At 36.4% G+C, this 16,147-nt stretch carries 14 protein-coding genes; 9 read left to right on the forward strand and 5 right to left on the reverse strand.

The features are described from left to right. Positions 1 to 2: 2 nt before the first annotated feature. The 6 genes from rimM to G7Y56_RS14560 all read left to right on the forward strand — a co-directional run bounded on the left by rimM (position 3) and on the right by G7Y56_RS14560 (position 4,995). Positions 3 to 530, forward strand: a complete 528-nt coding sequence (gene rimM / locus G7Y56_RS14535; protein ID WP_165044554.1) for a ribosome maturation factor RimM — start codon at positions 3 to 5, stop codon at positions 528 to 530. A 98-nt stretch (positions 531 to 628) separates the two neighbouring features. Beyond that, positions 629 to 1,705, forward strand: coding sequence for a glutamate 5-kinase (gene proB, locus G7Y56_RS14540; RefSeq protein WP_165044556.1), 1,077 nt, complete (start codon positions 629 to 631; stop codon positions 1,703 to 1,705). Between the two features lies 1 nt (position 1,706). Further along, positions 1,707 to 2,957 (forward strand): glutamate-5-semialdehyde dehydrogenase, encoded by a 1,251-nt coding sequence (locus G7Y56_RS14545; protein WP_165044558.1) that lies wholly within the window; start codon positions 1,707 to 1,709, stop codon positions 2,955 to 2,957. Beyond that, positions 2,957 to 3,139, forward strand: a complete 183-nt coding sequence (locus tag G7Y56_RS14550) for a hypothetical protein (RefSeq protein WP_165044560.1) — start codon at positions 2,957 to 2,959, stop codon at positions 3,137 to 3,139. Before G7Y56_RS14545 ends, G7Y56_RS14550 begins: the two co-directional genes overlap by 1 nt. Further along, positions 3,140 to 4,042, forward strand: coding sequence for an acyltransferase (locus G7Y56_RS14555; RefSeq protein WP_165044562.1), 903 nt, complete (start codon positions 3,140 to 3,142; stop codon positions 4,040 to 4,042). Then, entirely contained in the window at positions 4,042 to 4,995 is a 954-nt protein-coding gene (locus G7Y56_RS14560; protein WP_165044563.1) for an N-acetylornithine carbamoyltransferase, read from the forward strand. The genes G7Y56_RS14555 and G7Y56_RS14560 overlap by 1 nt, the downstream gene beginning before the upstream one ends. Before the next feature lie 83 nt (positions 4,996 to 5,078). On the opposite strand, the gene G7Y56_RS14565 is transcribed toward G7Y56_RS14560, so the two are convergent. The 4 genes from G7Y56_RS14565 to G7Y56_RS14580 all read right to left on the reverse strand — a co-directional run bounded on the left by G7Y56_RS14565 (position 5,079) and on the right by G7Y56_RS14580 (position 11,578). Next, the gene (locus tag G7Y56_RS14565; protein WP_165044565.1) at positions 5,079 to 6,704 is read right to left on the reverse strand and encodes an OmpP1/FadL family transporter; all 1,626 of its coding nucleotides are present in this window, start codon (positions 6,702 to 6,704) and stop codon (positions 5,079 to 5,081) included. 87 nt (positions 6,705 to 6,791) lie between these two features. Further along, the gene (locus G7Y56_RS14570) at positions 6,792 to 8,222 is read right to left on the reverse strand and encodes a hypothetical protein (protein WP_165044567.1); all 1,431 of its coding nucleotides are present in this window, start codon (positions 8,220 to 8,222) and stop codon (positions 6,792 to 6,794) included. A gap of 238 nt (positions 8,223 to 8,460) precedes the next feature. Then, positions 8,461 to 10,785 (reverse strand): ATP-dependent helicase, encoded by a 2,325-nt coding sequence (locus G7Y56_RS14575; protein WP_165044569.1) that lies wholly within the window; start codon positions 10,783 to 10,785, stop codon positions 8,461 to 8,463. A 100-nt stretch (positions 10,786 to 10,885) separates the two neighbouring features. Then, positions 10,886 to 11,578: a carbonic anhydrase gene (locus G7Y56_RS14580; RefSeq protein ID WP_165044571.1), complete on the reverse strand. Its 693-nt coding sequence runs from the start codon at positions 11,576 to 11,578 to the stop codon at positions 10,886 to 10,888. 177 nt (positions 11,579 to 11,755) lie between these two features. On the opposite strand from G7Y56_RS14580, the gene G7Y56_RS14585 reads away from it, so the two are divergent. Beyond that, positions 11,756 to 12,187: a DUF2147 domain-containing protein gene (locus G7Y56_RS14585; RefSeq protein ID WP_165044573.1), complete on the forward strand. Its 432-nt coding sequence runs from the start codon at positions 11,756 to 11,758 to the stop codon at positions 12,185 to 12,187. A gap of 582 nt (positions 12,188 to 12,769) precedes the next feature. Here the strand turns inward: G7Y56_RS14585 and G7Y56_RS14590 are convergent. After that, the gene (locus tag G7Y56_RS14590; protein WP_165044575.1) at positions 12,770 to 13,009 is read right to left on the reverse strand and encodes a hypothetical protein; all 240 of its coding nucleotides are present in this window, start codon (positions 13,007 to 13,009) and stop codon (positions 12,770 to 12,772) included. 173 nt (positions 13,010 to 13,182) lie between these two features. On the opposite strand from G7Y56_RS14590, the gene G7Y56_RS14595 reads away from it, so the two are divergent. Both G7Y56_RS14595 and G7Y56_RS14600 read left to right on the forward strand, forming a co-directional pair. Next, positions 13,183 to 14,109 (forward strand): IS1595 family transposase, encoded by a 927-nt coding sequence (locus G7Y56_RS14595; RefSeq protein WP_165044577.1) that lies wholly within the window; start codon positions 13,183 to 13,185, stop codon positions 14,107 to 14,109. Positions 14,110 to 14,415: 306 nt separating this feature from the next. Beyond that, complete coding sequence (locus G7Y56_RS14600; protein ID WP_165044579.1) at positions 14,416 to 15,732, forward strand: hypothetical protein; 1,317 nt, start codon at positions 14,416 to 14,418, stop codon at positions 15,730 to 15,732. The last annotated feature ends 415 nt before the right edge of the window (positions 15,733 to 16,147 follow it).

Genomic DNA, 16,147 nt, shown 5'->3' on the forward strand with positions numbered 1-16,147 from the left:
TAATGATTAAGGAAAGCGAAGTATTTAAGATCGGAAAGTTCATTAAACCTCACGGCATAAAGGGAGAAATCGCTTTTGCTTTCGAGAATGATGTTTTCGAAAGGGTAGATTGTCCTTATCTTATTTGTCGTATTGATGGCATATTTGTACCTTTTATTATTAAAGAATACCGCTCCAAAGGAAAAGAAGTTGTATTAATGACTTTCGAAGACGTGGACAACGAAGATAAAGCCCAACGCTTATCAGGTTTGGATGTATATTTTCCGCGGTCATATCACGAAGAGGAAGAAAATGAGGATATTGAATATTCTTGGAACTTCTTCATCGGATTTACGGTTATAAATAAAGTAGCCGGAGAATTAGGCGTGATTGAAGCAATTGACGATAAAACATTAAACACACTATTTCTTGTAAAAAATAGCGAAAGAGAATATATTATACCTGCTACCGAGGACTTTATAGTAGGAATCGACGCAAAGAAAAAGATATTGCATCTCGAACTTGCCGAAGGTTTAATTGATACCCAATAATAGAATACCCCCCTCTATTTACAATTAACTTGTCTCCCATCTTAATAAGATTTATTCAAATAAAATTCTAACTTTGTTTTTCTTACAATCATTCTCAAATGAAAGAACGCATCGTTGTAAAAATAGGAAGCAATGTATTGACACGCAAAGACGGTACACTAGATGTAACGCGCATGTCTGCTTTGGTGGATCAGGTAGCTGAACTTCACAAAGAGGGCATTGAGGTCATTTTAGTATCATCCGGAGCTGTGGCATCTGGTAAAACTGAACTGAAAATAAAAGATAAGCTCGATACAATTTCTGCTCGTCAATTATACTCGGCTGTTGGACAGGCTAAGCTGATCAACCGTTACTACGATCTATTCCATCAGCATCGTATTTTCTGCGGGCAAGTGCTTGCCACTAAGGAAGACTTTGCCACACGCCGTCATTATTTGAACCAACGGAACTGTATGACTGTTATGTTAGATAATAACGTTATACCCATTGTAAACGAAAACGATACAATATCTGTCAACGAACTTATGTTTACAGATAATGATGAACTGTCGGGACTGGTTGCAGCAATGATGGGAAGCCATAAACTAATTATTCTAAGTAATATAGACGGTATTTTCGATGGAGACCCAAACAAATCGCAGTCTAAAGTTATAAGAGAAATCGATACACAAAAAGATCAGATAGAAGAGTTTATACAATCTTCTAAATCGACCGCCGGACGTGGTGGAATGCAGACTAAATATAACATTGCCCGCAAGGTTGCCGAAGAAGGTATTGAAGTGATTATAGCCAATGGGCGTAAAGATAATATACTGATACATCTGTTGAAAGATAAGGAGACACTTTGCACCCGTTTTATCCCTTCAACCAAGGGTGTATCGAGTGTCAAAAAATGGATCGCTCACTCTGAAGGATTTACCAAAGGGGAAATCCATATCAACGAAGGAGCTAAAGACGCTTTACTCGGAGAAAAAGCAATCAGCCTGCTTCCCGTTGGCGTAACAAAAGTAACAGGCAACTTCGAAACAGACGATATAGTAAGAATTATCGACGAATCCGGAAAACAGATCGGAATAGGCCGAACATCTTACAACAGCCAAAAAGCCAATGAGATAATTGGCAAAAACAATAAGAAAGCAATTATACATTACGACTATCTATATATAGAAAAATAAAATGGACGACTATCATCAGAATATGTTTCAATTAGTAGCAGAGGCTAGCAGAAGTCTTAATCTATTAGAAGAAAAAGAAATAAATGCAATATTAGAAGCTATTGCAAAAGAAACAGAGTCTAAAATGCATTATATCCTTTCGGAAAATCTAAAAGATTTGCAACGGATGGATATTTCTAATCCTAAATACGACAGATTGTTACTTAATGAGCAACGTATTTCGGATATTGTAAAAGATATTCGCAATGTTATTTCTCTACCCTCTCCCATTGGCAAGCAGCTAATGGAAAAGACTTTACCAAACGGATTGAATATAACAAAAAAAACTGTTCCGTTCGGGGTTGTTGGAATCATTTACGAAGCACGTCCGAATGTTAGCTTCGATGTATTTTCACTATGCTTCAAATCAGGCAATGCCTGTATACTAAAAGGTGGATCAGATGCCCGATTTTCGAATGAGGCTATCATCGATATTATTAGAAATGTACTGGATGAACATGATGTAAATCCGAATGTATGTACCCTATTACCCAATGATAGAGGGGCTACAGACGAGTTACTCAAAGCCCGTGATTACGTAGATTTAATTATTCCTCGTGGAGGAAAAGAACTCATAAACTTCGTTCGTGACAATTCGAGAATCCCGGTTATAGAAACAGGAGCCGGAGTATGTCACACTTATTTTCATAAAGAGGGAGATGTAAAAAAAGGTAAGGACATAATCACTAATGCAAAAACGCGTAAAGTTAGTGTCTGCAACTCCTTAGATTGTCTTGTTATTGACAAAGACAGACTGGAAGATCTGCCTATGCTATGCGAAGATCTTGAGAAAAAGAATGTTATTATTTATGCCGATAAATATTCGTTCGACGCTCTTTTCCAATTCTATTCGTTCGATCTGCTAAAGAAAGCAGATGACGATAGCTTTGGTACGGAGTTTCTTGATTATAAGATGGCAATAAAAACTGTATCGGGAATAGAAGATGCTATTAAGCATATCACGGCCTACAGTTCGAAACATAGCGAAGCAATTGTCAGTGAGGATAAAAATGCAATTAAGCTATTCGAGGCTATGATCGACGCAGCTTGCATTTATGCTAATGCCTCTACGGCTTTCACTGATGGCTCTCAGCTTGGCCTTGGCGCCGAGATAGGCATCAGCACACAGAAAATGCATGCACGTGGCCCAATGGCGCTAGATGAGCTCTGCACTTATAAATGGATTATTGAAGGAGACGGACAAATAAGATAATGAAAAAGAAGAAAAAGCAGGTAGGCAAAATATCTATAGAAGATTACATTAAGGCTGTCAAAAAAGCCGACAGAGAAATTCAACTAGAACAATCGGCCGGATGGAAAAGAATTACCAGCATACATCCCAGTAAAAAAACATATAATCGCAAGGCTGATAAGAATAATTATCTCAACGAATAAATGGAACGTAATCTCAGACTTGACTATTTCAAACTCATTCTGAGTATTCTAATTATTACAATACATACTCAGCCTCTATTCGATAATAGCTCTATTGCCGGATGGCTTATTTCTAATGGCATTTCCCGTATTGCTGTTCCCTGCTTCTTTATCGCTAGTGGATATTTTATACGCTCTAAACTAGAAGATTATGGGACGATGAAGAAATATATGCTTCACCTCATTATTGTATATCTAATATGGTCGTTGATATATCTACCTACATATATATCAGAAATAGAACCCCGTTCATTAATTACATTTACATTTATAGGATACTACCATTTGTGGTTTCTGCCAGCTCTTATATCAGGCAGCATACTATTGTTTGTACTTAAAAGACACATTAAGAATGACAATATATTGATGAGTATTGCAATCATTCTTTTCATTGTTGGATATATACTCGGATATGTACAAGCTGATTACCGCCTGGTTTGTAATGGCCTGATCTTTGGTTTTCCATTTATTACAATAGGCTATTATCTCAGAAATCGAAAAATAGCAGAAAAAGTAAATACCTACCAACTGTATAGCTTAGTTGCCATTAGCATTATATTTCTGTTGATAGAATCGTATATAGCATACAGATCGCAATCGTATTATAATTTATTTTTATCACTAATTGTTCTTTGCCCTGCCTTGTTCTTATCTGTAATCAAAGGCTCTAAAGATAAGTTAGCAACAGATAGTATAGGGAAGCTTTCTGCAGGAATATTTTATATTCATATTTTAGTTATAACCCAGCTAATTCCACTTTCCACAACAAATAATTTCTATAAGCTACCTTTTATTGTGGCAATCTCAATACTTATTTCTACCTTTATTCTCCTTATAAATAAACGCTTAAAAATATTCTTATAATGAAAAATTATACCAACGTTAAAGACCTGGGTGATTTGAATCTCGCAGTAAAAGAAGCTCTTGAAATTAAAAAGAATCGCTTTGCTTATAAACATTTGGGTGAAAACAAAACCCTGTTAATGGTATTCTTTAACTCTAGCTTGCGAACACGCCTAAGCACACAAAAAGCAGGAATGAATCTGGGTATGAATACAATGGTACTGGATATAAATCAAGGTGCATGGAAACTGGAAACTGAACGTGGCGTAATAATGGATGGAGATAAAACAGAGCATCTTCTTGAGGCAATCCCTGTAATGGGAAACTATTGCGATATTATTGGAGTACGCGCTTTTGCTCAATTTGAGAATAAAGAAGATGACTATCAAGAAAAAATACTAAATCAGTTCATAAAATATTCAGGTAAACCAGTATTTAGCATGGAGGCTGCAACAGGTCACCCTCTGCAAGGATTTGCCGATCTGATCACGATAGAGGAATATAAAAAGAAAGACCGTCCAAAAGTTGTTCTGACATGGGCTCCTCACCCAAAAGCGTTACCACAGGCTGTTCCTAATTCATTTGCTGACTTTATGAATGAAGCTGACGTAGATTTCGTGATTACACATCCCGAAGGATATGAGCTTGACGATAAATTTGTTCGTGGAGCAAAAATAGAATATAACCAAGATAAGGCATTTGCTGATGCAGACTTTATTTATGCAAAAAACTGGGCTGCATACGCCGATCCTAATTATGGAAAGATATTAAGTAAAGATATGTCGTGGACAGTAACTACCGAAAAAATGGCTCTCACCAATAATGCTTATTTCATGCACTGCTTACCTGTAAGACGTAATATGATAGTGAGCGACGATGTGATAGATAGTCCTCAATCAATAGTAATACAAGAAGCAGCTAATCGCGAAATATCGGCACAAACTGTTATAAAACGTATTCTGGAAAGCCTATAACAAAACATATTTTCATCTATATACAAAAAGAGTATTTCCGTAGTGGAAATACTCTTTTTATTTATCTTAATTTTTTCTTTTTCTTAGAATCTATAACCAAGAGTCAAAAGACCTTGGAAACGATTTGTCTTAAGAGAAATTCTATCAGGAGTAACAATATCGTTACCCGAATTATCCAGAACTCTTGAGAATGTATACAAATCATCTTTTTGAGAAGTCATTACAAAAGCAACATCTGTATAGAAGTGGCTTGTTAGTCTATACCCCAAACCATAAGTTATATAATGAGTATCTCCATCTAATGTATAATGAGGAACAGAACCAACAGTGAATACTTCAAAGTCATTGTTCCTAAACTCTGCTACTAATGGACTTTGCACCCATGAATAACCTACACGACCCGAGAATAAAGGAGTGATACGAATCTCTGCACCTATACGCAGTGTCGATGAATTCCTGAAATCTTGTTCTATAAGATTATTCGGATCTGCATCGCCACTAGCTAATGCACGACCATTATTGTCATGTAATCTCATATTATTACGATAATTAGTCAATTCATAATCAGCACTAATAATAGCTCTTTGGCCAATTACTCCTGTTATATTGAATGACCATTTGTCTGGTGTACGAAGACGATAATCAGTTATGCCATCTCCATTTCCATCGAAACTTTCTACTCGTCCCGGTTGATAATCAGTTGGTATATTAGTAGCTGTACCTCTTAGCGCCGATATGTCATGCTGTATATCTGCAGCATAATAGTCTGTCATATGGTACCATGTAGGTGAATGATAAGCTACACCTATGCGTAATTGGTGAATAGGCTTAAATACAAGACCTGTCTTAACCTGCCATCCCGTACCATCTGTTCTCAACCAGTTTTCAAGATCAAAAAATCCCTGGTTATTTCCATTAGCAAAATCTTCCGAATATATGGAATACATGCGGTAATTAATATCGGTCATACTTACAGTAAATCCGAAACTCACCATATCGGAAAATGTTGTCCCTAAATTAAAATCGTATGTATTTATAGAACCTCTTTCTTGATTGAATAATTGGCTATACGGAGTCAAAACTCTATTACCCCCAGAATTTCTGGTAGTTGACACATAACGATCTGTTGAATTATTCCGATTTGTAATTAATCCCGAATTAAAACCTAATACAGGTAGCCAGTCTGTGTTACGCCAAGCCTGCGGATTAGAGTTCAACGATAGATCGCTGGTTTGCCATCCATCGGCTCTGGTCACCATATAGTCACTAAGCGAGTTTCTTGTATTTCCTCCCATTGAGTATTGGCGATCGAAAGTTTTCAGACGATTATACGAGAAACCAAAGTTAAGGAAAGGAGCAACATCACTCTGTAATGGAAATGTAGAAACAAAAGCAAGATTATCAAATCTCACTTTAAATTTATTTTCAGTTTGTGTATTTCCACCCAGATTAGACTCCATCCGTGTATTCATAAAGTTCAAGGTTGTTACAACCTCCGATCTGTTATACTCACCTATCGCAGCCGGATTGATTGCAATAGCAGATATATCTCCTCCAACATAAGAGCCAAATGCCCCTCCCATAGATAAAGAACGAGCTGTACCTGTCAGATCATTGCGAGAAAATTTATAAGCATCCATCTCTCCTTGAGCATACGATGCTCCCAGAGAAAGGCTAAATGCTAATGCTAGTAAATATTTACGTTTCATAACTATTTTATTTTTGTTTAAAAAAGCTCCTTCAATTTGCATTCTGAAACAGCTCTTATGCATTATTTATTATAAATTAATTATCTCTTATCTGCCACGACCGCCACTGCTTCTTCCACCACCGCCGCCGGATGAACGACCTCCCGATGATGCAGGAGAAGAACTACGTCCGCCACTAGGCGAACCGAAAGACGATGATGATCTGGAATTAGAAGGACTACTGCTAGGTCTACTCACGCTCGGCGATGATGATCCACGGTTACCACCAGATGTGGATGTATTAGCCGGACGTGTAGTTGCAGGTCTGCTAGTTGTTCCTGTTGAACCACCACGATTACCACTTGTCGATGTATTATAACTCGGACGTGTACTTGTTGGTCTTGAAGTAGTTCCCGTTGAAGAATTACCACGATTACCACTTGTTGATGTATTATAGCTCGGACGTGTAGTTGTAGGTCTGGTATTTGCTCCTGTTGAAGAATTACCTCTACCTCCACTTGCCGATGTATTATAACTTGGACGTGTGTTTGTATTGCTATTTGGTCTTGTACCTGCATTCGGTCTTGTTGATGATCCTGGACGACCTCCGGTATTGTAGGTTGGACGTGTGTTAGATGTGTTGCCTCGTCCGGCACTAGAAGAATTGTTTCTTCCACCTGACGTATTTCTCATCGAAGAGTTATTTCTTCCACTTCTTCCTGTTGCTCCGAAGTAGCCTGAACGACCACGGCCTGACATACTGACGTTGCCTCTACGACCACCGCCCCAGCCGCCGCCCCAGCCCCAACCAGGACCCCACATGCCGCCGCCCCAGCCCCAACCGGGACCCCACATGCCGCCGCCCCACATACCGCCGCCCCAGCCCATGCCCCAGCCGCCGCCCCAGCCCATGTTCCAGCCGCCACCCCAGCCCATGCCCCAGCGAGGACCCCACATGCCGCCCCAACCGGGACCCCACATGCCGCCGCCCCAGCCCATGCCCCAACCGCCGTTCCAACCCATACCCCAATTGGCATTCATATTTAAATCCCAACCACGATTGGTGTAGTAATTATTATATAAATCATTTACTACAAAAACATTGATCTGGTCATCACTGGATATCCTGACGCTATTAGCCGGATCATGAAACTTAACGATACGATCGGTATATTTATAATCGGTATATTCTTCTTCGAATTCTTCGTTGGCATCCATATTATTAGATGGAGCAACATTTCCTCCACGACGATTATAGGCATCAACATCCATTTCTAGAGGCCTGCGTTGTGCTGTTTCTAGCGTTACATCACCATTATCGCCTACCACAATTACTTGATTTGGATTAACTGTTTGTCCCTGAGTATTATTTGTTTGTCTGGGAGGGACTGTATTCGTGGGTGTCGGATTGGCTTTAGTATTCGTTTTTTTAGTTCTGGTTCTAGGAGTACCATAGAGGTCATCCCAACCATTTTGCGCAGACATAGAGAATGGCAACATTGTCATTAGAACCACTAATAATAATTTGATTGTCTTCATAAACTGATCTCCTATTATTTTTTTTATAATTAAGTACTATTTAAGATGTTTCTTCCACTTTTAGACGTTATCTCCTGTAAAAGGTTTAATGAATCAAAGAAACACTATAGAACAAATGTACATTTTTTTTCTTACTCTACTTGAAGAGACGCCAATAAATATAGGGTGCTGCGCTCAATTATGTTAATAAAAACAAACGAAATACGCCTTTAAGTTAATCAACTAATATTATTGCTTTTTATTGTATAATTTCAAATCTAGCAAACTTTAGCAATAGCTGTTTTATACCCGAATTTTCAAATTCTACAGTTGCTTTCCGGCTGTCCGGATCACCACTTACTGATGTCACCTTACCCACTCCAAATCGCTCATGTTTAATCACATCACCTTCTTTTACTTCCGACATTCCATTCGTCGTGGAAGGCTTATGTATTGCATCTTTTAATTTAACGAAATTAGAGCGAATTTGTTCAGGCTGCTCCCTGATAACTTTATCTCTTCTTATCGGTTCATCATCCGTAGTTTTATCTTTATATGAATTATAAACCGATGATTGAAAACCACCTTGAAAAGATCCGAAACCACCGTCTAGTACACCTTTGTTTACATTAAGATATACAACATCGATATCTTTCAAAAAACGGCTCGGATTACATGCATTGACCTGACCATTCCGAAAACGGCTCTTCGCGTAAGTCATCATACAAAAATCTTTAGCACGAGTCAGTGCCACATAAAAAAGGCGTCGTTCTTCTTCTAATCCTTTAAACTCATTCTTCGCCATTGCCGAAGGAAAAAGATCTTCTTCGAGCCCAACGATAAATACATTTTTAAATTCCAATCCTTTAGAAGCATGAATAGTCATCATCGTAACTTTCTCTCTGTCTGCCTCTTTATCAGTATCTTGATCACTCAAAAGCGAAACTTCTGAGAGAAAATCCATCAACCCTATATTTTCTGCACCCTCCTCTTGTCGTGTTTCGCAAAACTCGTGAATACCACCAAGCAACTCCTGAAGATTTTCCTGACGGCTCATACCCTCAGGAGTCTGATCCTGACAGGCATCGCTGAAAATACCACTTTGCTTAACAACATGCGTAGCCAGTTCGTAAGCCGAAAGAGCCGGTAATTGCCCGATAAAGCCTTCTATTAACTGACGAAAATCATTCAGTTTTTTAGCTGTTCCCGAATTTACATTCAGATTGTACGCCAAAGGATCTCCGATTACCTCCCATAGACTCACATCGTGCAATCGGGCGGCGGCTGTCACTTTTCCCACGGTCGTATTACCAATGCCACGAGTAGGAAAATTGATAATACGCTTAAATGCTTCCTCATCATAAGGATTGACTATCATGCGGAAGTATGCTATAACATCCTTAATCTCTTTACGTTGATAAAAAGAAAGTCCACCATAGATTCGATATGGAATATTCTTTTTCCGCAGCGACTCTTCAAACACACGCGATTGTGCATTTGTACGATATAGTATAACAAAATCGCTATAAGAGGCATCCTTATCACGCCGCAAGTCCCATATTTTATTGGAAACAATTACACCCTCTTCAAAATCGGAGAATGCACTCACCACCTCAATGCGCTCGCCTTCGTCATTCTCTGAAAAAACCTTTTTCTGTATCTGATCTCTATTCTGACTGATCAGACTATTGGCAGCGTTTACTATATTTTTTGTAGAACGGTAATTTTGTTCGAGTTTAAATAGTTTCGATTCAGGATATACTTCCTTAAATTTTAAGATATTATCGATATTTGCTCCCCGAAATGAATAAATACTTTGCGCATCGTCGCCAACCACACACACTCTGTGATGGGCATCTGCGAGTTGCTTAACAACCAGATATTGAGCAAAGTTAGTATCCTGATACTCATCTACTAATATAAATTGGAAACGCTCTTGATAGGTTTTCAAAACATCGGGATGGTCGCGAAACAAACGGTTGGTAAAAAACAATAAGTCATCAAAATCCATTGTATTCGATGCTTTCAACCTATTACAATAATCACGATAAATATCTTTAATCATCGGTACTTTCGCACGCTGATCGTATTCGATAAGATCTTTATTCTGAGCATACATTTGGGGCGAAATCAAGGCATTCTTTGCATTAGAGATTGTACCCTGCACACGAGCCGGCTTATACACCTTATCATCGAGTTGATATTCTTTGATAATGGTCTTTATCAAGTTGCGTGAATCGGCCGAATCGGATATAGTAAAAGTAGATGTAAAACCGATTTTCTCTGCTTCGGTTCTCAATATACGGGAGAATACCGAATGAAATGTTCCCATCCACAGATAACGGGCATGCTGCCATCCGATAATCTGAGCGATACGCTCCTTCATCTCTCTTGCCGCCTTATTGGTAAAGGTTAAAGAGAGAATACTTTGAGGATGTAATCCCTGATGTAATAAATAAGCTATTTTGTATGTCAGCACGCGCGTTTTTCCCGAACCTGCACCTGCAATAATAAGAGATGGTCCATCATTATATTCTACAGCTTCGCGCTGCTGCTGATTCAATTCGTCTAGTAAATTATTCATATAACATAAGAGTGAGAAACAAAGATACATAAATAAAAAAACTCTTTGCTCTAATCAACCAAATATAGAGTAAAGAGTTTCATTAACTTTCTGTATATCCTCAATAATCGAGGAATTCTACTTGTCCGTTTTCTATATGATAAATAGCCCCAATTATCTGCACTTTACCTTCCTTGTACAAATGAGCCAAAATAGGATCGGATTTCCTTAATTGATTAACACCATTTATAACATTGGCTTCAATCGATTTTTCATAATGATCTCCAGGTTGTTCCAAAACTGCCTTTTGCTCATCTTCGCTACTCATTTTCTCAATAATAGAATTGATATGACTTGCTACTTCAGCATGATCTTCATGCTCTTCTTTATGTTCTGCATAATTAAGAAAAGCTTTCACTGCGCCACATCCATGATGCCCCATCACGACGACTAGGCTCGTACCCAAATGTTCAACTGCATATTCTACGCTACCCTCTTCGTAGTCGCTCATTACATTTCCGGCAGTGCGGATCGAAAATATATCTCCTAATCCTTGGTCGAACAAAATCTCAGGAGTTACCCTCGAGTCGGAACAGCTAATAATTACCGCCTTCGGGTTCTGCCCTCCGGCAAGTTCTTTTACTCTATCTAAACTCTGATGCTCATGCAACAATTGACCGGCATAGAATCGTTTATTCCCTTCTTTCAAAACAGACAGGGCATCAATCCTCTCTTCTTGAGAAAAACCTGATAAAGAAAACAGTAAAAGTGCAGCGAATAATCCTGCTCGTTTTGAAAAATTAAAAGTTAACATAGGTATCATTTTTTATAAAAATTGGGCAAAAGTATATAAATATCTGGTTCGATATTTTTTTTAGACTACTTTTTTTCACAAAAAAAATTATTGTGACTTTTTGGTGAAGGGTGCTGTAAGAATAATATTACTTTCGTATGACAATAATTCAAATATGTATATAATAACTCAAAAACGATGAAAAAAATAACAATTACACTTTTGCTAACGTTGTTTGCAGGCGTACTATCTGTAAATGCACAAAGCGTTATAGGCAAATGGAAAACATTCGACGACGCAACAGGTGATGCCAAATCTATTGTAGAAATCACCGAAAAAGACGGTAAAATATACGGCAAAGTAGTAGAGATATTGAATCCTGCCAAAAAAGATTCGAAATGTGTTGATTGCTCAGATGCCGATAAGGACAAACCTGTTTTGGGCTTGGTAATTATTAAAGGTCTCAAAAAAGACGGCGAAGAATATAGTGGAGGCAAAATACTTGATCCAACATCGGGTAAGCTTTATAAATGTAATGTTTCGCTTGATGGAGCCGACAAGCTAAAAGTACGTGGTTATGTGGGTATATCTGCATTTGGCAGAACGCAAACATGGACAAGAGTCAAATAAAAATTCTATTCCATAGCACATCTTGTTGGTTTAATTAATGTGGTTCGATATAGGGAAAGGAGTAATAACTAATAAAATATTTAGCTAAACCTGTCATCCCGATACGCAGTGAGGGATCTATAATATTCTGAAATGAGGAGTAGTACAGATCCCTCACTGCGTATCGGGATGACTCTTATATTTGTTTTATAATTTACTATTCAAAAAGCAAGGTTAATTTTACCCATTTATATACTTTGATGTACTAAATATAATCTTATTAAATTATTCGTATCTTTATTCTATACATAATATGATAAATCCATGCATGACATTAATTTACATGAATTAGACAGAAAGATACAACAAACTAAACATGAACTAACAATTGCAGAGGCTAAATTAGCAACTAAAAGACACATAACAATATGTATACTTACTGTTATTGGCATTATCGTTGCTATTATTGGTGTCGTTATTGCTTACTTAGTAATGCGATAATTGTCATTACTAGCGTTATAATATTAATGCACCATGTTGTGCATAACATTAATAATATCATCTTTTCTTGTTTAGTCCAATAATTTGAATCTTTCATAAGTATTATTCTTTAATTAATGTATATAGATGTTCTAACTGATCAATTCTTGGTTCAAGTATCTTACCAATAGATTTAAGCCTTGTCATCGATAATAGATATGCTATATCATTAAGTTCTATTGTCTTATTAAATAGCATATCAGCTATTTCAGAATCAGAAGATTCCGACACTAAAGTTTTAAGATGTTTATCGTCCTTGCTAAAAACTTCCTGTAACCATTCTGAAAATGTCATATTTTCCATTTTAGTAAATTTTAACCTTATTTAATATTACTAAATAATACTCATGTATTCATTTTAACATGCTGATTTTTAACATGTTAAATCTTTTTGTTATATTTATATAATAAAAATAAAATGAACAAGGAATGGCGATTTCTGTATTACCCAATTTTTAACGAAATGGGCTACATATAATGCAACCAATAAAGTCACTTTTAGACCTGCTAAAATATTTCCATGATACAAAATCATGTAGAGAATATTTAGAAAAGGTTAGGTGGCAAGGCATTCCTAAGTGTCCGAATTGTAATTGTCAATGTGAAAATCATTATAAACTAAAGAATAGAGGTGAATTTAATGGACTCTATAAATGCATAGAGTGTAAAAAGAGGTTTACTGTAACAATAGGTACTATGTTTGAAGGTAGCAATGTTCCCTTAGAAAAATGGTTCTATGCAATATATGTATTTCTGTCACATAAGAAAGGCATAAGTAGTATACAATTATCTAAAGACATCGGAGTTACACAAAAGACAGCTTGGTTTATGCTTACTAAACTAAGACATAATCTTAATGAAACAGATAGATTTATAGCTAACAAATTTGACAGTGAAGTACAAATAGATGAAACCTATGTAGGTGGTAAACCAAAAGGACGCATTTGGCAAAATCAAGGACGAAGTCTTAAACAAAAGATTCCAGTGGTTGGTATACTATCACATGATAGAGTCTATGCAGTTGTTGTTCCTAATACAAGTGGTAGAACACTGAAAACGATAATTTATGGACTAATTAAACCAGGCACTACTGTTGTAACAGATGGATGGAAAGGTTATCATGGAATATCACCTGAATACATACATCAAGTAGTATATCATAAGAAAGGTAGCTATAAAAACAAAGATGGTTTCCATACTAATGGAATTGAAGGCTTTTGGTCTCATTTAAAACGAGGAATCGTAGGTATTTACCATTCCGTTAGCCCTAAATATTTACAATTCTATTGCAATGAGTTTACATATAGGTATAATACGCTAAAGCTTCTTGATGGAGAACGATTTACTGAGTTTATAATGTCAAGTCATAAGCGGTTAAAATATCATGATTTAGCATATGCATAAGTTCAATTTAATAAAGTTTAGTATATTTGTAATGTCCAAAAGGACAACATAATTATAGGAAGCGTTTAGTGCTTTTCTCAAGTGTGAATCTGGACAATTCAAACTGTGTTGAGAAAATAGACAAAGACGTTCTCCTTTGGTTTGCAATGTGTATAACTACATATAATAACCAAAGGCGTGAGCTGCTTTTCTTATTCAACACAGGGGTCGTCCAGAACCTACATTTGATATAAGTCTATCAGTCTCACGCCTTCTTTCGTTATATGAATTTTCTTAGAGACTAAGAAAAGCAAACCTAAATTACTTATGAAACGATTAACAATTCTACTTATGGTTGTTATACTATCTTCGGTAGCATACAGCCAGAAAAAATTCAAAGTAACAATTCCTTATGATGCTGAATTACAACTTACTTATTATCCATCTAATGAGTTACAAACCTTTAATAGGCAACATTGGCATGAATCACCAATAATTAAGTATGCCTATGCTAAGGATGAGCAATTTGAGTATGCCTTAACTGATACTATTTATGGCACAATTACTTGTATAGTTACACCTAAAAATGTAATAAACGCTGGCCGAAGATTAGCATCTATTGGTGATACATTGGTTGTAAAGTCGGTATCTGGTAAACAATATGATACTGTATATGAAATAATGACACTAGACAATTATCGTTATTCTATACCATTTGGAAATAAGTTAGCAAGTATAAAACAAAGCATAGAACAATTTCAACGTAATAAAGAAAGCTATCTGGCGTGGTCAGTATGGAAGCTAGAGCAAAAAATATTAGTTGAACAAAAACGGTTACAAGATTCTATCAAGGTTGCTAAACAAGATATTATTTTAGCCGAAAAACAAGCAGAAATTAAAAGGTCCAATTCTGAACGTGCCAATAGGCTTATTACTGAACAAATTAGGGATTATGTTACTATCAAGTACTATTTAGATGACAATGGTGAATATCATGGAACCTATATAGCCGAATTTAATCAACCTAAGGTCCAGTATGGCTGGCAAGGAACAGCCAAGTTAACACTAACTTATGTGCATGGCATAATATCAGGTGACGCCACTTATGTATCTAACCGTAGGTACTATGATAACAACTTAGTTAATGTATCAACTATGAAATCTATCAGAATTATGCGCCCAACCGAGAAGATATATGTTCAATATTCTGACAATGTGCCATTAACTAAGTTTAAAATTGCAAACAATAGATTATCTGGTAAAGTTGACTTAATAGTAGATAATATCAGATACGTAGGTACATGCAATGATGATGGTTATGTCATAGGTAAATTTGAAATATATAATGCACTAGCTAAAGACGATAATAAATGGCTGTGCACTAATGGTGGTACTACTGAAACCAATGCTGATGGCTATGATAAAGATGATATAAAACGATTAAATGAATGGAATACTTGGACTGAACGGAATCCAGAGACTTACAAGTCAATAACAACAGGTAGATATGAAAATAAAAACCAAGTAGATTATCGTGATAGTGACGTAGGTTATCAATCTGCATATATTACGTTCTTTGATAATTCAAGTTTATATCTGCCTAAATACAAAACTATATATGTACCAGCTATACCGAAATACTAATTACTTTAGCATAGTAGTTCTGATAAACAAAGTGTAAACACAAATAAATTATAAATACCTTGCTATAAATTCTGTATATTTACATAAAAATACTAAGGATAATCAACGAACAAAACTTTTTCTTTAAATATCTGCCCGCTTTCCTAATGGCATAAATTATATCTTAGAAGTTATGGATATTGCAATAGGATGCAATATTTTGATTATCCTTAGTTTATTATAATACTAAAAAACATTGATTTTATATTATTACATAGCTAAGCTGGTACATTAAAGTATATAGATGGGTAATTTTATTCTTTTGTTGTAAAAAAGTAGAGATTAACCGATTATCAAAAGTAAACTATGGGATGACATAAAGTTGAAACTTTATTTCTTGAATTAGACTTTTGATAATCAAGCTGAAGATACCATA

This window comes from Dysgonomonas sp. ZJ709 (genome assembly GCF_011039195.1).
Lineage (GTDB): Bacteria > Bacteroidota > Bacteroidia > Bacteroidales > Dysgonomonadaceae > Dysgonomonas.